Annotated in this window: 15 protein-coding genes; 8 read left to right on the top strand and 7 right to left on the bottom strand. The window is 71.2% G+C overall.

Annotation, left to right across the window (positions count from 1 at the left end):
- Positions 1 to 62: 62 nt before the first annotated feature.
- Genes ACFOYY_RS00575 through ACFOYY_RS00555 form a run of 5 tightly spaced genes read right to left on the bottom strand, consistent with a single transcriptional unit; the run spans position 63 to position 6,622 of the window.
- The gene (locus tag ACFOYY_RS00575; RefSeq protein WP_386186766.1) at positions 63 to 2,687 is read right to left on the bottom strand and encodes a family 78 glycoside hydrolase catalytic domain; all 2,625 of its coding nucleotides are present in this window, start codon (positions 2,685 to 2,687) and stop codon (positions 63 to 65) included.
- Positions 2,684 to 3,673: a serine hydrolase domain-containing protein gene (locus ACFOYY_RS00570; protein ID WP_362909068.1), complete on the bottom strand. Its 990-nt coding sequence runs from the start codon at positions 3,671 to 3,673 to the stop codon at positions 2,684 to 2,686. The genes ACFOYY_RS00575 and ACFOYY_RS00570 overlap by 4 nt, the downstream gene beginning before the upstream one ends.
- Positions 3,670 to 4,488, bottom strand: a complete 819-nt coding sequence (locus ACFOYY_RS00565; protein WP_352010622.1) for a carbohydrate ABC transporter permease — start codon at positions 4,486 to 4,488, stop codon at positions 3,670 to 3,672. The genes ACFOYY_RS00570 and ACFOYY_RS00565 overlap by 4 nt, the downstream gene beginning before the upstream one ends.
- A complete protein-coding gene (locus ACFOYY_RS00560) occupies positions 4,485 to 5,339 on the bottom strand; it encodes a carbohydrate ABC transporter permease (protein WP_362773502.1) in 855 nt (284 codons plus the stop codon). The genes ACFOYY_RS00565 and ACFOYY_RS00560 overlap by 4 nt, the downstream gene beginning before the upstream one ends.
- On the bottom strand, positions 5,333 to 6,622 hold the full coding sequence (locus ACFOYY_RS00555; protein WP_386186762.1) for an ABC transporter substrate-binding protein: 1,290 nt from the start codon (positions 6,620 to 6,622) through the stop codon (positions 5,333 to 5,335). The genes ACFOYY_RS00560 and ACFOYY_RS00555 overlap by 7 nt, the downstream gene beginning before the upstream one ends.
- Before the next feature lie 167 nt (positions 6,623 to 6,789).
- Here ACFOYY_RS00555 and ACFOYY_RS00550 point away from each other — a divergent pair, with 167 nt between their 5' ends.
- From ACFOYY_RS00550 to ACFOYY_RS00530, 5 genes are all read left to right on the top strand, one after another.
- Positions 6,790 to 7,800 carry a LacI family DNA-binding transcriptional regulator gene (locus tag ACFOYY_RS00550; protein ID WP_352010625.1) on the top strand — a complete coding sequence of 337 codons (1,011 nt, stop codon included), beginning with the start codon at positions 6,790 to 6,792 and terminating at the stop codon, positions 7,798 to 7,800.
- A 71-nt stretch (positions 7,801 to 7,871) separates the two neighbouring features.
- Positions 7,872 to 9,455 carry a hypothetical protein gene (locus tag ACFOYY_RS00545; RefSeq protein ID WP_386186760.1) on the top strand — a complete coding sequence of 528 codons (1,584 nt, stop codon included), beginning with the start codon at positions 7,872 to 7,874 and terminating at the stop codon, positions 9,453 to 9,455.
- Positions 9,456 to 9,732: 277 nt separating this feature from the next.
- Positions 9,733 to 10,590: a poly(ethylene terephthalate) hydrolase family protein gene (locus ACFOYY_RS00540; protein ID WP_352010738.1), complete on the top strand. Its 858-nt coding sequence runs from the start codon at positions 9,733 to 9,735 to the stop codon at positions 10,588 to 10,590.
- A gap of 70 nt (positions 10,591 to 10,660) precedes the next feature.
- A complete protein-coding gene (locus tag ACFOYY_RS00535) occupies positions 10,661 to 10,834 on the top strand; it encodes a hypothetical protein (protein WP_386186758.1) in 174 nt (57 codons plus the stop codon).
- A 1-nt stretch (position 10,835) separates the two neighbouring features.
- Positions 10,836 to 12,428: an AMP-binding protein gene (locus ACFOYY_RS00530; RefSeq protein ID WP_362909060.1), complete on the top strand. Its 1,593-nt coding sequence runs from the start codon at positions 10,836 to 10,838 to the stop codon at positions 12,426 to 12,428.
- 88 nt (positions 12,429 to 12,516) lie between these two features.
- Here ACFOYY_RS00530 and ACFOYY_RS00525 read toward each other — a convergent pair whose 3' ends face one another.
- Positions 12,517 to 13,524, bottom strand: coding sequence for a LacI family DNA-binding transcriptional regulator (locus tag ACFOYY_RS00525; RefSeq protein WP_386186755.1), 1,008 nt, complete (start codon positions 13,522 to 13,524; stop codon positions 12,517 to 12,519).
- A gap of 206 nt (positions 13,525 to 13,730) precedes the next feature.
- Between ACFOYY_RS00525 and rhaI the strand changes: the two genes are divergently transcribed.
- The 3 genes from rhaI to ACFOYY_RS00510 are packed head-to-tail and all read left to right on the top strand — an operon-like array spanning position 13,731 to position 18,425.
- On the top strand, positions 13,731 to 14,897 hold the full coding sequence (gene rhaI / locus ACFOYY_RS00520) for an L-rhamnose isomerase (protein WP_386186753.1): 1,167 nt from the start codon (positions 13,731 to 13,733) through the stop codon (positions 14,895 to 14,897).
- A gap of 49 nt (positions 14,898 to 14,946) precedes the next feature.
- Entirely contained in the window at positions 14,947 to 17,001 is a 2,055-nt protein-coding gene (locus ACFOYY_RS00515) for a bifunctional aldolase/short-chain dehydrogenase (RefSeq protein WP_352010631.1), read from the top strand.
- Complete coding sequence (locus ACFOYY_RS00510; RefSeq protein WP_386186751.1) at positions 16,998 to 18,425, top strand: rhamnulokinase; 1,428 nt, start codon at positions 16,998 to 17,000, stop codon at positions 18,423 to 18,425. Before ACFOYY_RS00515 ends, ACFOYY_RS00510 begins: the two co-directional genes overlap by 4 nt.
- A gap of 325 nt (positions 18,426 to 18,750) precedes the next feature.
- Here the strand turns inward: ACFOYY_RS00510 and ACFOYY_RS00505 are convergent, their stop codons facing one another.
- On the bottom strand, positions 18,751 to 19,443 hold the full coding sequence (locus tag ACFOYY_RS00505) for a DUF6348 family protein (RefSeq protein ID WP_362773482.1): 693 nt from the start codon (positions 19,441 to 19,443) through the stop codon (positions 18,751 to 18,753).
- Between the last annotated feature and the right edge of the window lie 203 nt (positions 19,444 to 19,646).

The raw sequence follows: 19,646 nt of genomic DNA, 5'->3' as shown, positions 1-19,646 counted from the left end.
GAACCGTACCGCCGAAGGACGTCCCTCCAGCCGGTGAGCCGGAGAGACGTCCGCGCGGAGGTTCACCGGGCCAGGTCGTCCCACTCCTGGAGGAGGTGGGCCGTGGCCGCGGCGGGGGCCGTGAACGACCAGCGGCCCGGCGGCAGGTTCAGGGCGCAGCCCCCGTCGGCCAGCCTGGTGGTCGGCAGCTGTTCGTTGAGGCCCATGAGGAAGGTGCCGTTGACGGTCATCCCGTCCCACGCGCCCCGCACGGGCAGCACCGCGCGGGCGGTCACGCCCTCCGGGACGGAGAAGGTGAACTGGACCCCGTCGGGCCCGGCCCGCCAGCCCGACTCGACGGTCCCCGACGCGCTCTCGTAGCGGGCGTGCGCCTGGCGCAGCAGCGGGACGGGGCCGGGGCGCAGCAGCAGCTCGCCGAAGCCGCCACCCGTCCCGCGCGGGTCGTCGCCCAGGCCCGCCACGTGCCGGAACAGCCAGTCGCCCACGCAGCCGTAGGCGTAGTGGTTGAAGGAGTTCATGGCCGGGGTCTGCAGGCCGTGCCGGTGGTGCCAGGCGTCCCAGCGCTCCCACATGGTCGTCGCCCCGGCGCGGAGCTGGTAGCGCCAGGACGGGTAGCCCTCCTGGTTGAAGATCCGGCCCGCCAGGTCGTGGTGGCCGGTCTCCGACAGCACGGGCAGCAGCAGGGCGGTGCCGACGAAGCCCGTCATGAGCCGGTGCCCGTCGGCGCGGACCAGGTCGGCCAGCGCCTGCGCCGCCGCGGTCCGGTCCTCGGGCGGGACCAGGTCCCAGGCGAGGGCGACGGCGTAGCCGGTCTGCGTCTCGGTGTGCAGCCTCGGCCCGCTGAGGAAGGCCCGCTGGAAGGCGCCCGACACGCGGGTGAACGCCTCGCCGTACTCCGGCGCGTGCGGCTCGCCGAGCACGTCGGCCACGTTCGCGACCAGGCGGAGGCTGCGGGCGAGGGCGGCGGTGGAGATGAGGCTCTTGGGCGTCTCGACCGTGCCGGGGGCCAGCCAGTCGCCCAGGGCCCTGCCCGGCCTGATGCCGTCCTCGGCCTGGGCCAGGCAGTAGTCGACCCACCGCCGCATCGGGTCGTACGCGCGGCGCAGCGTGCGGTCGTCGCCGTAGCGCCGCCACAGCAGCCACGGCACCTCGACCAGCGCGTCGGACCACACGGGGGAGTCGTATCCGTACTCGGGCAGGACCGGCGCGACGTGCGGGATCGCGCCGTCGGCCCGCTGCCCGTCGATCAGCGTCGTCACCCAGCCGGACAGGAACGCCTGCGTGTGCCGCAGGAAGCTGAGCGTCGAGCCGAACACCGAGATGTCGGCCGTCCAGCCGGTCCGCTCGTCGCGCTGTGGGCAGTCGGTCGGCACGCTCACCAGGTTGCCGTCCGCCGACGCGCCGATGTTGGCGACGAGCTGCCGTACGGCGGGGTCGCTCACGGTCAGCGAGCCGGTGACGGCGAGCGCGGAGGACAGCAGCACCGCCTCCAGGTCGTCCGGCGTCAGCGCGCCCGGCCAGCCGGTGACCTCCGCGTAGCGGAACCCGTGCAGGGTGAACGCGGGCTCAACGACGTGCGAGCCGGGGCCGAGGACGAACTCGTCACGCTGGTCCGCGGTGCGCAGGTTGTCGGTGTAGAGCCGCCCGGTCGCGGTCAGCTCCTCCCCGTGCCGCACCACGATCCGTACCGGGCCCGGCGCGTCGACGCGCAGCCGTACCCGTCCGACGACGTTGCGCCCGAAGTCGGCCACCTGGACGCCCGGCGCGGGTTCGGTCACGGAGACGGCCGGCACCGTGCCGATCACCCGCACCGGGGGAGCGGGGTCGGCCTCGACCAGGATCTCCGGGACGGCCGTCGTCTCGGCGGGTTCGGCGGTCCGCTGGGAGGGGGCCTGGACGGTCTCGCCCATCACCAGGTCGGCGCGTGGGCGGCCGAGGTCCCGCCGGGTCCAGGCCACGTCGGTGGCGAGCACGCGGCGGACCCCGTCGTCGTCGCGCACGAGCACCTGGGCGCTGGCGGCGGGCCGGTCGCCGTAGCGGCGCGGGCCTCCGCCGGCGACGTGGCCCGCGTACCAGCCGGGGGCGAGCCACAGCTCCAGCTCGTTCTCCCCGGGCACGAGCAGCTCAGTGAGCTCCAGCAGCCGGTAACGCGTCCGGTGGGCGTAGTCGGTCCAGCCGGGGGCCAGTTCCTCCTCGCTCAGCCGTACCCCGTTGAGCAGCGCCCGGTAGACGCCCAGCGCGGTGACGGCCAGCCAGGCGCGCCCGGGAGCGGGACGCCAGGTGAACGACCCGCGCAGGCTCACCGCCGCCTGGGGGTCACCCGCCAGCCAGGGGGCGTCCCACGCGCCGCGCGCCCGCAGGCCCGTGGTGAACGCGCCGGTCGCGTGCCCCTCCACGCTCCACGTGTACGGCGTCAGCGGCTCCAGCCGCCCATCCGGCACGTCCACGTCGTGCGACCCCGCGGGTACGGACGACCGCCACACCTCGCGCCCGTCCGAGGACACCACCACGGAGGCCTCCCCGGACAGCCGGGCGTTCCACGACAGCCGGGGCGACGGCTCGTCCACGCCGACCGGATCCGCCAGGCCGCACGTCAGGCCCGCCGGTGACCGGGGCGGGGCCGAACGGATGAACGGCGTCTGCGCGCCTGAGACCTGCACCTCCAGCACCCCCGAATCCCGGTTCACGCATCTAGCCCGGTGGTGAAGGCGTTGTGCAGGCCGTCGATGTCCACACCGGACAGGTGCGGCGCCAGCACGTTGATCAGCAGCACGAAACACGCGTCCTGCTCCGGGTACATCCACCACTGGCACCCCGAGGCGCCACCGTGCCCGTACAGCCGCCGTTCGAGCAGCCCGGGAGCCGAGTGGCGCAGGTTCCAGGTGAGGCCCCAGTCCTGCCCGGCGTTGACCGGGTCGGGCTGCAGCTTGACCAGGCCCGTCGTCTGCGGGGTCGTCATGGCGGCCAGGGTGGTCGGGTGGATCAGCCCGCGGTCGCCGCGCAGCAGCGCCCCGCCCAGCGCCAGGAGGTCCTCGGCGCGGGAGAACAGCGCCCCCGCCGGATGGCGGAGCCGTACGAACTTGTCGAAGTCGAAGCCGGGCCCGAGCAGTTCGACACCGTGGACCTCGGCCGCGTCGCACGCCGGGTCGAACGTGATGCGCCCGCCGCCCGGCACCAGCGTGTTCAGATCGGAGTCGATCAGGTCGGCCAGGTCGCGCCCGGTGACGTCGCGGACCATCTCCGCGATGCCGGCGAAGGCCAGGTTGGAGTAGTGGCTGAGCGTGCCCGCCTCGAACATCGACGGCGCGGTGGCGAGGTGTTCCAGCAGGTCGTCGGGCGTGAGCGTCTGCTCGGCGATGCCGCCGGTGTGGGTGAGCAGGTGCCAGAGCGTCACGTCGGGCCGCGCGAAGTTCGGCAGCGCGTCCCGCAGCGGGCGGCGCAGTGACAGCAGCCCGCGTTCGACCTGACGCATGGCGACCAGCCCCGTCAGCGGCTTGGTCACCGAGAACAATGCGAAGTGGTCCTCGATCCGGGTCGCCCGGCCGTCGTGCTCGCCGAAGGCCTCCAGCACCTGGATCCCGTCGGAGGTGGCGGCGCCGAACACCGCACAGGGCAGCCGCCCCTCCTTGATCTCGCGCCTGACCCAGTCGAGCGCGATGTCGTGAGTGGTCATCCTTTCAGGGAACCTTCCGTGAGGCCGGCCAGGACGCGCTTCTGCGCGGCGACGTACACCGCCACGAGGGGCAGCGTGGTGAGCAGGACGTGGGCGAAGACGAGGTTCCAGTTCAGGCTCTGCAGGGTGCCCGAGGCGAACTGGAACAGGCTCAGCGGCAGCGTGGCGTTCGCGCTGCCCTGGAGCAGGAAGAGGGCGAAGAAGAAGTCGTTCCAGACGTTGATGATCAGGATCACGCCGCCGACGAACAGCACCGGCCGCAGCAGGGGCAGCAGGATGCGGAAGAAGACCTGCGGGCGGGAGGCGCCGTCGATGGAGGCGGCGTGCTCCAGGTCGGGGGGGAACGCGCGGACGAACCCGGTCGCCAGGAAGATCACGACGCCCAGGCGGCAGCCGGTCATGGTCAGCACGTAGCCGAGCGTGCCGCCGTCCAGCGACAGGGCGCGCAGCAGGTAGACGGTCGGGATGATCGACGGCGGCAGCAGGATCGACAGCCCCATCACGAAGTAGGCCGCCTGCAGCCACCGCGACCGGCTGCGTCCGAACGCCCACGCCGCCGCCGCGCCGAGGAGCACCACGGCCACCACGATCGGCACGGTCACCTTGAGGCTGTTGAACAACCCCGTCAGGTAGCCGCCCCGGTCGAGCACGATGCCGTAGTTCTCGGCGACCGCCCACGTCCTGGGCAGTCCGAGGCCCAGTTCCGCGGCCTCACCCGCGGGTTTGAACGAGTTGACGACCACGAGCCAGACGGGTACGAGCACCCACGGGATCGCGAAGAGCGTCAGCGCCGTGTACTTGAGGACCGCCCTCATCCCGTCACCTCCCTACGCCGCAGCCACCACACGAGGGGCACGGCGGTGGCGATCACCAGCAGTGTCACGGTGAAGCCCAGCGCGCTGGCGGAGCCGAAGAAGCCCTGCCCCCACTGCTGGCGCATCACCACGTTCAGGGCCCGGGTGTGGTCGCCGGGCCCGCCGCCGGTGGTGGCGGCGATCACGTCGTAGGCGCTGAGCGCGCCCACCAGCGTGACCGCCACGTTGAAGGTCAGCGCCGGGGCGAGCATCGGGAACACCACCCGCCGGAACCGGGTCCACGGCCCGGCCCCGTCGACGGTCGCCGACTCCAGCAGCGACTTCGGGATGGAGTTGAGGCCCGCGATGTAGACGAGGGTGATCAGCCCGCTCCACTTCCACGCGTCGATGAACGCGACCGTCACCAGCGCGGTCGACGGTTCGCCAAGCCACGCCCACTCGATGCCGAGGAAGGAGTTGATCGCCCCGTCGGGGGCCAGCAGCCCGCGCCAGATGTATCCGGCGGCCAGCGGCGAGATGAGCGTCGGCAGGAAGAAGGCCGAACGGAAGACGGTGTTGACCCCGCTGGTCCGCTGGAGGGCCATGGCCAGCGAGAGGCTGACCGTGTTCTGGATCGCCATGCACATGATCGCGTACAGCACGGTCACGGTGACCGCGTTGGCCAGCAGGTCCTGCTCGATCAGGGTGCGGACGTTCTCCAGCCCGTTCCAGGTGATCTCGGCTCGAAAACTCGTCCAGGAGGAGAACGCGAACCGGACGTTGAGCAGGAACGGGGCGACGAAGAAGACCGTGACCAGCACGATCGCGGGCAGTGCCCACGGCAGCCAGGCCGCCCTGTTCCGCATCACCATCCGGGCAGCCCTGCCGCCTTGGCCGCCTGCTCGACCTGGCCCTGCAGCTGGGTCGCCGCCTTCTGCGGGTCCTTCTGTCCGGCGATCAGCTCGGACATGAGCTGCGCCAGGCCGCCCATGCCGGGGATGTCGGAGTTGAAGGCGATGACCGCGCCGGTGTCGTAGGCCTTCTTGACGTCCTGCAGCACCGACGAGACGCCCTGCGGGTTGGGCACGTCCTTGAAGACGGGGAAGGTCTTGGACGCGGTGATGTACTCGTTGTAGGCCGGGCCGGTCATGAAGCGCACGAAGTCGAGCGAGGCCTTCTCCCGCGCCGCGTCACCGGTCTTGGGCAGATAGAACGTGCCAATCGGGCCGGGCGCGTAGGTCGCGAGCGGCTTCTCGCTCGACAGGCCGACGAAGCCGACGGACTCGTCGACGGTCTTCTGGTCGCCGCCCGCGGCCGCGAGGAGGGCCGGGAGCATGTCGGAGTGCTGGGCGACCATGGCGGCCTTGCCGGTCACGAGGGCCTTCATGGAGTCCTCGAACTTGGCGGTGACGATGTCCTTGTTGAAGCAGCCGTCGGCCTGCAGCTTGGCGTAGGCGGTCAGGCCGGCGACGAAGGGCGAGCCCGGGTCGGCCAGGGTGCTGGTGTGGCCCGAGATGGCCTTGCCGTACGCGTTGGACTGGTTGGCGCTCGCCAGGTAGAGGATGGGCAGGATCTGCACCGGCCAGATGGACCCGCCCGACTCGAAGACCGGGGTGACCCCGGCGGCCTTGAGCTTGGGACAGGCGGCGGAGAGCTCGCTGAAGTTCGTGGGCGGGGTCAGCCCGGCCGAGGTGAAGACCTTCTTGTTGTAGTAGAGGCCGAAGACCTGGGGGAAGCCGGTGATGGCGGCGTAGACCTTGCCGTTGACGGCTCCGGCGCTCTGGTAGAGGTCACCGGACCTGGCGATGTACGCCTCGCCTGTCAGGTCGCGCAGGTTCTCGGCCGGGTTGAGGGCGAGCAGGCCGCTCGCCGTCGCGTGGTACTCCAGGATGTCCGGGCGCTCGCCGGTGGCCCACTTGGTCTGGGTGGTGTCCTCGAAGCCGTCGGACGGGATCGACACGAGCTCGATCTTGTGGCCGGACTGCTTCTCGAACTTCTTGTACATCTCCAGCAGGGGCGCCGGGTCCGCGCTGTTGTGCCAGAGGGTCAGCTTCACCTGACCGGTCCCCTCCGGGGCGGAGGATCCGCAGCCGGAGAGGGACAGGGCGAGGACGGCGCCGATCGCCGCGCTGAGCATACGGGATGGTGCGTTCACGCCCGTGCTCCTGTTCGTTTGGGAGGTATCGTGTAGAACGTTCTCCATTGGTAGGGCACGAGAGAATCGTCCGTCAAGAGGTAGACCTGAGGATCAATGACGGGCTAGCCTCCCTCCACAAGAAAAGTGTGTAGTTCGTTCTACGAAAACTCTGCGAAGGATGACGCGTGACGAGCCGACGGGTGACGATCGCCGACGTGGCCAGGCGGGCCGGGGTTTCCACGGCCGCCGTGTCCAAGGTGGTACGCGGGGCCTACGGCGTGAGCGCGGAGATGCAGGCCAAGGTGACACAGGCCATCGACGAGCTGGGTTACCGCCCGCACGCCGCGGCCCGTGCCCTGCGTGGACGCACCTACACCCTCGGTGTCATGCTCTCGGACACCCGTAACCCGTTCTTCCCCGACATCATCGAGGGCGTCACCGGCCGGCTGGGCGACACCGAGTACCAGGTGCTGCTCGGGCCCGGCGGGATCGAGCCCAAGACGCAGGCCAGGATGACCGACGCCATGATCGACCGGAGCATGGGCGGGCTCATCCTGATCTCACCGGTCATGACGGACGCGGAACTCGCCGCCATCGCGACGGCCATCCCGGTCGTCGTGGTCGGCAGGCACGGCGGGGCCACGACCTACGACGCGGTCGTCAACGACGACGTGATGGGGGCGGGGCTCGTGGTCGACCACCTGGTCGGGCTCGGGCACACCCGGATCGCGCACATCACCCACCTGGAGCGGGCCCACGCCCAGGGACTGCCGCACACGGTGCGCGCCGAAGGCTACCGCCAGGCGATGCGCGCCCACGGACTCGCCGACGACGTGCTGGCCACCTCCTTCACCGAGGAGGGCGGCTTCGAGGGCGCGCGGGAGTTACTCGCGCGCGACGACCGGCCCACCGCGATCTTCGCCGGGGCCGACATCGCGGCGCTCGGCGTGTTACGCGCCGCCGACGAGGCGGGCCTGTCGGTGCCGGAGGACCTCTCCGTCGCCGGATACGACAACATCGGCATCGCCTCGCTCAAGCGCATCTCACTCACCAGTGTCGACCAGGACGGGCACGTGATCGGGGCCACCGCCGCGCAACTGCTCGTCGAACGCATCGAGGGACGCTCACGATCGGTGACGTCGTCGGTGTCACCCACGCTGATCGTCCGCGGAACCACAGGACCGCCTCGCCCCTGAGAACCGACCGCACGTCGGGGGGACTGTCGCGGATCAAGTGTTGAAACGATTCAATGGAAGGACCCCCCCACGTGAGACGACTCTCCCTCCTCGCCCTTCTCCTCCCACTGGTGGCCGTGCCCGCGCAACCGGCCATCGCCCAGACGTCCGCCGTGACCTGCCCGGTCAGGGTCGACCCCGCGGCGTTCGCCTCAGAGGCCCGCCTGAGCGCCCTGGCCGACAAGCAGGCGACGTTCGGCGCCAGGCCGACCGGTTCGCCCGCGCACGCCGACTACGTCGACTGGCTGGAGGAGGAGATGTCGGCCATCCCCGGCATCCAGCTCTCCGCCCTGCCCTACACCATCGACCGCTGGGACAACCTCGGCACCGGCCTGACCGTCGGCGGTACGGCCGTGCAGGTCGCGGCCCCCGTGCCGTTCTCCTCCTCGACCGGATCGGGCGGCGTCTCGGCCCCGCTCGTCCACCTGGCGGCGGGGACGAACATCACCGCGGCCAACGCCGCCGGGAAGATCGTGGTCCGGGACCTGCCGTGGACCAACGTGCCCAACCTGCTGTTCTATCCGCCCACCCTCGGCTACTCCATGTACGACCCGGGCCTCACGATCAACCTGCTCGGCTCGGAGTCGATGGAGGCCCCGGCCGCGGCCGACGCCGACCTCAAGGCCGCCGCGGCGGCGGGCGCGCTGGGCGTGATCGAGATCAGCCAGCTCCCGCACGCGCAGATCAAGGACATGTACGCCCCCTACGAGGGCCTGCCGTACGGCGTGCCGGGCGCGTACGTCGGCGCCGACCAGGGCAAGCAGATCAAGGACGCGCTGGCCGCCGGGCAGCCGGTCCAGGCCGCGCTGACCGTGAACGCCGCCTGGACGCCGACGCCGACCCGCACCCTGCTCGCGACGCTTCCCGGCGGGAACGCCCAGAAGATCGTCGTGGAGAGCCACACCGACGGCATGAGCCCGGTGTGGGACAACGGCCCGCTCACCATGATCGAGATGGCCCGCTACCTGTCGTCGCTGCCGGTGGAGTGCCGCCCGCGCACCGTGCAGTTCGCGTTCGTGACCGGCCACCTCTACCAGCACCTGACCGGCCCCAACGTCCGTGAGGGCGGCGCGGGCCAGCTCGCCGCCCAGCTCGACGCCGAGTACGACCAGGGCAAGGTCTCCTCCGTCGTCGTGCTCGAACACCTCGGCGCCAAGCGCTACGACGCGGTCGCCAGGCCGAACGGCCTGCCGGGCAAGCAGCTCGTCGCCAGCCCCAACCTCACCGAACTGCTGCTGGTCCCCGTCAGCGAGAGCACGCCGCTGCGCGAGCTGGTCAAGGGCCACATCGAGTACTGGGACGTCAGGCGCACCGCGATCCTCAAGGGCCTGTCGGCGGCAGACCTCGGCACGGTGCCGCGCCACTGCAGCTTCGGTGGCGAGGGCACGCCGTACAACCAGCACCTGCTGCCCGTCATCTCGCCCATCGCCGCGCCCAAGACGCTGTTCTCGCCGCAGTTCGGTCCCGAGGCGATCGACCTGCAGGTGATGCGCAAGGCGTCGCTCGCCTTCACCGACGTCGTGCTCGACCTCGGCCCGATGGCCCAGACGGCCGTCGCGGGCGACGTGACCGCCATGCGCCAGCAGCGCGCCTCCGGCACGCCGGGATGCGCGTGAGTGTGGACGACAGGACGCCCGTGCGTCGGCGCACCGCCGCCGGCGCCGGGTGTCCGCCCACCGCCGGTGACGGCGGTACCCGAACAGATCCGACAGACACCACGCACGCGCACGCCGTACGGCTCACGCCGCGACCCCACCTGAGTCCGCGCACATGTCCTCGCCCGTGTCCTGGACGTGACCGGCACCGGGCGTGTTCGTTCCTTGACACCACTCACCGATCGCATTTCCCTCTCCTTGGAGGCGTTCGCGTCTCCGGACAATCCACGAGGTGACCATGGAGAACTTCACCCGTCGGCAGGCCCTGCGGGCAGGGGCGCTCGGCCTCATGTCGGCCGGATTCCTGTCGTGGACCGCCGAGGCCAACGCCGCCTCGACCATCGAGACGATCTACAAGGCGGCGGGTCCGTGGCCGGTCGCCACCGGCACCTCGGGCGGCCACCGGCTCTACTACCCCTCGACCCTGGGCGCGGGCGGCGTCGTCCATCCGATCGTCACCTGGGGCAACGGCTCGTGGGCCACCCCCGACAACTATCCGGGACTGCTCAACCACCTCGCCTCGTGGGGCTTCGCCGTGGTCGCCTCGACCGACACGACCACGGGCACCGGCGCCGAGATCATCGACGCCGCCCAGCACCTCGTCGGCCTCAACACCGACCCCGCCAGCGTCTTCCACGGCAAGCTGGACACCGCCCAGGTCGCCGCCGTCGGCCACTCCCAGGGCGCGGGCGGGTCCATCAACGCGGCCAACAAGTCGGCCGGGCTGATCAAGACCGTCGTGCCGATCGCCGTGCCCGCGCAGTGGATGGCCGGCCCCGGAGACGAGTTCTCCGTCGCCGCCCTGACCTGCCCGGTGCTCTTCCTCAGCGGCGCGGACGACTGGCTGATCTCCTCGGCCGGGACCCTGCAGGGCTACTACGACCAGGCGGGCGCCGGAGCGGGTAAGGCACTGCTCAAGGGCGCGGGACACAACGACATCCAGAACACCGGCGGGGCCTTCCTCGGCTACGTGACCGCCTGGCTGCGCTACCGCCTCCAGGCCGACACCCAGGCCCGCGGGGCGTTCGTCGGCGCCACCGCCGAACTCCCCACCAACACCGCCTGGCAGAACCAGGCCCTCAAGAACCTCACCTAGGAGAACCACCGTGGCGGATCACGCGCGGCGCGGACCCGCTCGCCGGGGCGGCGGCCGGACGGCGCCGCGCGTGATCACGCGGACCACCGCCGGGCCGGTCCTCCCCGGTACGCCGCCCTTCGTCTCCGAGGCGCCGGGCGCCGGACACGCCGCGGGCCGTGGCCCACGCGACGCGCACCGGCGCCCCCGGCCGTCCGGGCACACCATGATCTTCAACGCACCCACCGACGACCGGAGGTTGTGACATGCAGTCCTACTCGAACGCGGCGGCGCCGACCCCGCTGCTGGGCGAGACCATCGGCGACAACTTCGAGCGGACCGTACGGCGCTTCGGCGACCGCGAGGCGCTCGTCGATGTGCCCTCCGGTCGCCGCTGGACCTACACCGAGCTCGACGCCGACGTGAACCGGCTGGCCCTCGCGCTCCTGGCCTCCGGGATCGCCAAGGGGGACCGGATCGGCATCTGGGCGCCCAACTGCGCCGAATGGGTGATCGTCCAGTACGCCACCGCGAAGATCGGCGCGATCCTGGTCAACGTCAACCCCGCCTACCGCAGTCACGAGCTCGACTACGTCGTCAGGCAGTCGGGACTACGCCTGCTCGTCAGCGCGCTCACGCACAAGGGCAGCGACTACCGCGCGATGGTCGAGGAGATCGGGTTCACCGACGTCGTCTACCTCGGCGACCCCGGCTGGGACCGGCTGCTGGCGCTGACCGCCCCCGAGGAGCGGCTGCGCGAGCGCATGGCCTCGCTGGGCGCCGACGACGCGATCAACATCCAGTACACCTCCGGCACGACCGGCTTCCCCAAGGGCGCGACGCTCTCGCACCACAACATCCTCAACAACGGGTTCTTCGTCGGCGAGCTCCTCCACTACGACGAGCACGACAGGGTGTGCCTGCCGGTGCCCTTCTACCACTGCTTCGGCATGGTGATGGGCAACCTCGGCGCCACCTCCCACGGCGCGTGCGTGGTCATCCCCGCGCCCGGCTTCGACCCCGAGGCGACGCTGCGGGCCGTACAGCAGGAACGATGCACCTCCCTGTACGGCGTGCCGACCATGTTCATCGCCGAACTCGCCCTCGCGGGGCGGTACGACCTGTCCAGCCTGCGCACCGGCATCATGGCGGGCTCGCCCTGCCCCGTCGAGGTGATGAAGCGCGTCGTCACCGAGATGAACATGGCCGAGGTCGCCATCTGCTACGGCATGACCGAGACCTCGCCCGTCTCGACCATGACCAGGTTCGACGACAGCCTGGAGCGCCGCACCGAGACCGTCGGACAGGTGATGCCGCACGTCGAAGTCAAGATCACAAGCCCGGAGAGCGGGCTGACCGTGCCGCGCGGCGAGCCGGGTGAGCTGTGCACGCGCGGCTACTCGGTGATGCTCGGCTACTGGAACGAGCCGGAGCGTACGGCCGAGGTCATCGACGACGCCCGCTGGATGCACACCGGCGACCTGGCCACCATGGACGCCGACGGCTACGTCAACGTGGTCGGCCGGATCAAGGACATGGTCATCAGGGGCGGCGAGAACGTCTACCCGCGCGAGATCGAGGAGTTCCTCTACCGCCACCCCGACATCGCCGACGTGCAGGTGATCGGCGTGCCCGACGAGAAGTACGGCGAGGAGCTCATGGCCTGGATCGTCATCCGCGAGGGCGGTACCCCCCTGACCGCCGAGGCCGTCAGGGAGTTCTGCGCGGGCAAACTCGCCCACTACAAGATCCCGCGCTACGTCCACGTCGTCGACGCGTTCCCGATGACGGTCACCGGCAAGATCCGAAAGGTCGAGATGCGCGAGGAGGGGGTGCGCCTGCTCGGGCTCGACCGGTGAGCCGGTCATGAGGCCCGCGGTCACCACTCGTCTCGGGTGGTGACCACGGGTGCCCTGCCCGCGTGGCGCCGTCGGAGCGGGGACGGAGTCAGGCCCGCGTCGAGGCCCGCTCCACGAGTTCGGGTCGGAAGACGACCTGCCTGGGCTCCTCCGTTCCCCGGCCCGACGCCTCCTGGAGCAGCAGGTCGACCGCCGTCCGGCCGAGCAGGGCCGCCGGCTGCCTGATCGAGGAGAACGGCACGATCGCCGTGGCGGCGAAGTCGATGTCGTCGTACCCGATCAGCGCCATGTCCTCGGGAACCCGGAGCCTTCCCCGCAGCATGAGCGCCTGCAGCAGTCCCATCGCGAGCAGGTCGTTGGCGGCGAACACCGCGTCGGGGCGCTCGGCGGGGGAGCGCTCCTGCAGGGCCTCGCCGACGGCACAGCCCTCCGGCACGGTCAGGCTCCCGGTCGGGACCACCTCGATCGCGGCGCCCGCGACCTCGGCGACGGCGCGGCGGGCGCCCTCAAGACGGTCGGAGACCTGCCGGATGCCCAGCGGCCCGCCCACGAAGGCGATCCTGCGGCGGCCCCGCCCAAGCAGGTGCCGTGCGGCGAGGAACCCGCCTGCGACGTCGTCGACCGCCACCGAGGAGAAGCTGCGAGGGGGAGCCTGCCTGTCGACGAGCACGACCGGGGTGCCGCCGCGGCGCAACCGTTCGAGCCTGGCGAGATCCTCGTTGAGCGGCGTGATCAGCAGGCCGTGAACCCGCTGCTCCTCGAAGAGATCGAGATACGCCGCCTCGCGGGTGCCGTTCGCGCCGCTGTTGCCGAGCAGCACGGTCAGGCTCTCCGCGGCGGCCCGATCCTCGGCGCCGCGCGCGACCTCGGTGAAGAAGGGGTTGCGCACGTCGAGCACGACCAGGCCGATCGAACGGCTCCTCCCGGCCCGTAACTGCCGGGCCGCGTCGTTGCGGACGAAGCCCAGTTCCTCGATCGCGGAGAGCACGCGTTCGACGGTCGCCGGGGCGACCTTGTCCGGATGGTTCAGGACATTGGAGACGGTGCCCACCGAGACCGACGCCGCGGCTGCGACGTCGCGGACGCTCACCGTCATGGGTTCTCCCTCGCTGCGTCGGTCCGGCCCCGGATCGCCGGGACTCTTCGAGAAGATAGCGCGCCGCGGCCGACGTGACTTGCCCGCGCCGGGTCGTTGTAACTACAGTTTGAAACGTTTCAATTCTACCCTTCACGCTCTCGGCCAAGCCCCGCCACCGCGAAGCCCGTTCGACGGCGGCATCCGACCGGCAGAAAGAGACGACCGTGACCACGCTCTCCCCCGACATCCTGGCCGAGCTCGAACGGCAGGCCATCGAGTTGCCGAGCTGGGCGTTCGGCAACTCGGGTACCCGCTTCAAGGTCTTCTCGACGCCGGGCACACCGCGCGATCCGTACGAGAAGATCGCCGACGCCGCACAGGTGCACGCGTACACGGCCCTCGCGCCGACCGTGGCCCTGCACATCCCGTGGGACAGGGTCGACTCCTACGACGACCTGCGCCGGCACGCCGAAGGGCTCGGCGTCGCCCTCGGCACGATCAACTCGAACACCTTCCAGGACGACGACTACAGGTTCGGCGCCCTCACCCACGAGGACCCGAGGATCCGGCGCAAGGCGATCGACCACCACTTCGAGTGCATCGACGTCATGCACGCCACCGGCAGCCGCGACCTGAAGATCTGGCTCGCCGAGGGCTCGAACTACCCGGGCCAGGCCGACCTGCGCGGCCGCCAGGACCGCCTGCACGAGTCGTTGAGGACGATCTACGACCGGCTCGGCGACGGGCAGCGCCTCGTGCTTGAGTACAAGTTCTTCGAGCCGGCGTTCTACCACACCGACGTGCCCGACTGGGGAACGAGCTACGTCCAGGTCGCCGCGCTCGGCGACAGGGCCGTGGTCTGCCTCGACACCGGCCACCACGCGCCCGGCACCAACATCGAGTTCATCGTCATGCAGCTGCTGCGCCTCGGCAAACTCGGCTCCTTCGACTTCAACTCGCGCTTCTACGCCGACGACGACCTCATCGTCGGCGCGGCCGACCCGTTCCAGCTGTTCCGCATCCTCTTCGAGGTCATCCGCGGCGGCGGCCTCAACCACCCCGACGTCGCGTTCATGCTCGACCAGTGCCACAACGTCGAGGACAAGATCCCCGGCCAGATCCGCTCGGTGCTCAACGTGCAGGAGATGACCGCGCGCGCCCTGCTGGTCGACCGTGCGGCCCTGGCCGCCGCCCAGCGCGGCGGCGACGTGCTGGAGGCCAACCGCGTCCTCATGGACGCCTTCCACACCGACGTGCGCCCGGCCCTCGCGGAGTGGCGCGAGTCGCGGGGCCTGCCCGCCGACCCGATGAGGGCCTTCGCCGCGTCGGGCTACCTCGCCGGGACCGCCGAGGAACGCGTCGGCGGCACACAGGCGGGCTGGGGCGCGTGAACCCGTACGGCCCTGTGACCACCATCCGCCACACCGAAGGACTCCACTCATGACGAACCAGGCAGCCGCCGACCTCATCGCGCGGTCGAACCGCCTCGGCGCCGACCCGAAGAACACGAACTACGCAGGAGGCAACACCTCGGCGAAGGGCACCGAGACCGACCCGGTCACGGGCGAGCCCGTCGAACTGCTCTGGGTGAAGGGCTCAGGAGGTGACCTCGGCACCCTCACCGAGGCCGGACTCGCGGTGCTGCGCCTCGACCGGCTCCGCGACCTCGTGAAGGTGTACCCCGGCGTCGAGCGCGAGGACGAGATGGTCGCCGCGTTCGACCACTGCCTGTTCGGCCTTGGCGGGCCGTACGGCGGAGCCGGCGCCGCGCCGTCGATCGACACGGCCATGCACGGCCTCGTCGACGCCGCGCACGTCGACCACCTGCACCCGGACTCGGGCATCGCCGTCGCGACCTCCGCCGCGGGCGAGGAGCTCACGAAGAGGATCTTCGGGGACCGGGTCGTGTGGGTGCCGTGGCGCCGCCCGGGTTTCCAGCTCGGCCTCGACATCGCGGAGATCAAGGCGAAGAACCCGCAGGCGGTCGGCTGTGTCCTCGGCGGCCACGGCATCACCGCGTGGGGCGAGACCTCCGAGGAGAGCGAGCGGAACTCGCTCTGGATCATCGACACCGCCGCGGCGTACATCGCCGAGCACGGCAGGCCGGAACCGTTCGGCGCGGTCGTACCGGGCTACGAGCCGCTGCCCGAGGCCGAACGGCGCGCGAAGGCCGCCGCGCTCGCGCCGACGATCCGCGGCCTCGCGTCGCACGACAGGCCGCAGCTCGGCCACTTCACCGACGGTGAGGCGGTGCTCGACTTCCTCTCCCGAGAGAAGCTGCGGCCGCTCGCGGAGCTCGGCACGAGCTGCCCCGACCACTTCCTGCGCACGAAGGTGAAGCCACTCGTGCTCGACCTTCCGGCGTCGGCGAGCGTCGAGGAGAGCATCACGCGCCTCAGGGAACTGCACGAGCGCTACCGCGCCGACTACCAGGCGTACTACGACGCCTACGCGACCGAGGACTCTCCCGCGATCCGCGGCGCCGACCCGGCGATCGTGCTCGTGCCCGGCGTCGGCATGTTCTCCTTCGGCAAGGACAAGCAGACCGCGCGCGTGGCCGGGGAGTTCTACGTCAACGCGATCAACGTGATGCGCGGCGCCGAGGCGCTGTCGACCTACGCCCCCATCTCCGACGAGGAGAAGTTCCGCATCGAGTACTGGGCGCTTGAGGAGGCCAAGCTGCGGCGGATGCCGAAGCCCAGGACGCACGCCACGCGCGTCGCGCTCGTCACCGGCGCGGCCTCCGGCATCGGCAAGGCCGTCGCCACCCGGCTCGCGGCCGAGGGCGCCTGCGTCGTCGTCGCCGACCTCGACCTGGAGAAGGCGCGGGCGGTCGCGGCCGAACTCGGCGGCACGGACGTCGCGATCGGCGTGTCGGCGAACGTGACGGACGCCGCCCAGGTGAAGGCCGCGATCGACGAGGCGGTGCTCGCCTTCGGCGGCCTCGACCTCGTGGTGAACAACGCAGGTCTCTCGCTCTCGAAGCCGCTCCTTGAGACGACCGAGGCCGACTGGGACCTGCAGCACGACGTCATGGCCAAGGGCTCGTTCCTCGTGTCGAAGGCCGCCGCGCGGGTGCTCATCGAGCAGGGACTCGGCGGTGACATCGTCTACATCTCCTCGAAGAACTCGGTGTTCGCCGGCCCGAACAACATCGCCTACTCGGCGGCGAAGGCCGACCAGGCCCACCAGGTGCGTCTGCTCGCGGTCGAACTGGGGGAGTACGGCGTCAGGGTCAACGGCGTCAACCCGGACGGCGTCGTGCGCGGCTCGGGCATCTTCGCCTCAGGCTGGGGCGCCAACCGGGCGAAGACCTACGGCATCCCCGAGGAGGACCTGGGCAGGTTCTACGCCCAGCGCACGATCCTGAAGCGCGAGGTGCTGCCGGAACACGTCGCGAACGCGGTGTTCGTGCTCACCGGCCCCGAACTCGGCCACACCACCGGCCTGCACATCCCGGTCGACGCGGGGGTCGCCACCGCGTTCCTGCGATGACCGCCGGGTCGGTCGCCGCGGTCGACCTCGGGGCCACCAGCGGCCGGGTCGTCGTCGGGCACGTCGACCAGGCGGCGGGCGCGCTCGGGCTCGACCACGTCGCGAGGTTCCCGAACGGGCCCGTGCGCCTGGCGTCGGGCCTGCACTGGAACCTCACCGGCCTGTACCGGGACCTCACACACGGGCTCGCGGACGCCTTCCGCCGCGAGCCCGGCGTCACGTCGATCGGCGTGGACTCCTGGGCCGTCGACTACGCGCTGCTGCGCGGCGACCGCGTCCTCGGCGAGCCGTTCCACTACCGCGACGAACGCAACGAGGCCGCGGTCGAGGCGGTGCACGCGCGGGTGCCGTTCGAGGAGCTCTACCGCCGCAACGGCCTGCAGTTCCTGCCCTTCAACACCGTGTACCAGCTCGCGGCCGAACGGGCCGGCGGATGCCTCGGCCTCGCCGACTCGCTCCTGCTCATCCCCGACCTCGTCGGCTTCCAGCTCACGGGCGAGAAGGCCGCCGAGCGCACCAACGCCTCGACGACCGGACTGCTGGAGGTCAGGACGGGCGAGTGGGACCGCGAACTCGCCGACCGGCTCGGGCTCGACGCGTCCGTACTGCCCCGCCTCGTCTCGCCGGGCGCCTCGCTCGGCGGCCTGCGGCCCGAGGTCGCCGCGGAACTCGGCGCTCCCGCCGGGACGCGGGTCGTGGCCGTCGGCTCGCACGACACGGCCTCGGCGGTCGTCGCCGTGCCGATGCGCCCCGAGGCCGCGGCCTACATCTCCTGCGGCACCTGGGGCCTCGTCGGCGTCGAACTCGAACGGCCGGTGACCACGGACGCCGCGCGCGAGGCGAACTTCACGAACGAGGGCGGCGTCGACGGCCGGGTGCGCTTCCTGCACAACGTCATGGGGCTCTGGCTGCTGTCGGAGTCGGTGCGCTGGTGGGAACGCGACGGGTCGCCGATCGACCTGCCCGGGCTTCTCGCGCAGGCGGCCGCGGTCACGACCGCGGTGCCCGTGTTCGACGCGAACGACCCGCGCTTCCTCGCCCCGGGCGACCTGCCGGGGCGCATCGCGCGGTGGTGCGCGGAACACGGGGTCGCCGCGCCGCGAAGCCGTGCGGAGTTCGCCCGCTCGATCGTCGAAAGCCTGGCCGAGGCGTTCGCGAACGCCGTGCGCACGGCGTCGGCCCTCTCGGGCGTCGGCGTCGAGACGATCCACGTCGTGGGCGGCGGCGCGCTCAACACGCTGCTCTGCCAACGTACGGCCGACCGCTCGGGCCTGCCGGTACTGGCGGGCCCCGTGGAGGCCACGGCCATCGGCAACGTCCTGATCCAGGCCCGCTCCGCGGGCTTCGCCAACGGCGACCTGGAAACCCTCCGCTCCCTCGTCGCCCACGCCTTCACCCCGACCCGCCACGACCCGGCCTGCTGAACACCGGGCACCGGCGGGGGCGTGGACACGCTGGAGGGGCACGGCAGGACGTGGGTCCGTCCGCCGGAGACGCGGGCGAGGGCCTCGGGATGCCAGGCCTCGTGAACCGCGGCCTGGCCGTGTTCGCAGCGGTTCCGCCTGGGTCATCCGGCCAGGGATGTGGTTTCGGTGAGGACGCGGGCGAACCGGACGCGGATGCCGTGCCGTACGGCGTGGCGGCGGGCGCGAAGGATCTACGGTACGGCGAAGCAGGCCGAGCGTGGAAAGCCGGGGCGTCCCACCTGTTTCGCCGGCCTTCTCGTTCGAGAACCGCGGTGTCCCGCTCTCACCCGGTCTCGTTGTGCACGAGCAGCACGAACGTCCGAGCGTAGGACAGACCTTCGGCCGGTCGAGGCCAGTCCAGATCGGCCAGCATTTCCGAGGCCGCCTCGTGACGGACGCCGTTGACCCGGATTTCGGTGGTCTCGGTGTCCTTGCCGCCGCCGAAGAACGCCTTGATGCCGATCAGGTGGTCACGCTCGAACGTGCTCCCCAGCACCGGGGCCAGCCGGGGCAGAAGCGGGTTGTCCACCGCCCAGTGCTGGACGGCCAGGAAGTCGTCGCCCGTGCCCCACCCGGTGATACCGCCGTGGATGGCATGCCAGCCGGGGAACCCGTCGGGCGCGTCGGCGGCGAAGTGCCCGGCGAAGGAGCCGTCCTGGCTGAGAAGTTCGAAGAGGGCGCTGCCGGTGGTGCCCAGCCAGAGCTGGATCGCACGATCCACGGCCTCCTCGGTGGTGCCGCCGTACCCCGCGACGCAGTCGCTGATCGTGGTGTCGTCCGGCCGGTCGACGTTGAGAACGAAATCAAGGTCAAGGTGGCCGGGACTGCCGGTGTGATCCTCGCCGAGCACGACGGCGACCGAGCCGGACCCTCTGACCATGCCGTCCGTGACGTGCCAGGGCTTGTCCGTGGCCTCGGTCAACCGCCGGGCGACCATATCCAACACGACCTCGTCCGGCAGCCGGTCATCGTCCATGACGACTCCTTCCTCACGTTTCACCATGATCGTTACGGGCCGGAGCAGACCGTACCGCACCGCAGGCAACCGCCACCGTTGCGGTTGATCACCGCCGTACGGCGTGAGGTCACCGAGGATCCTCCGGCCGCAGGCAGCCGCATGGGCCGGAGGTTCCGGTCGGTACGCCAACCGCATCGTCAGCCGGGACGAGGTGGCCGAAC

Source organism: Streptosporangium jomthongense (assembly GCF_042650425.1).
Taxonomy (GTDB): domain Bacteria; phylum Actinomycetota; class Actinomycetes; order Streptosporangiales; family Streptosporangiaceae; genus Streptosporangium.
The sequence above is the reverse complement of the archived record's forward strand: the minus strand, read 5'-3'. Positions and strand labels throughout refer to the sequence as shown.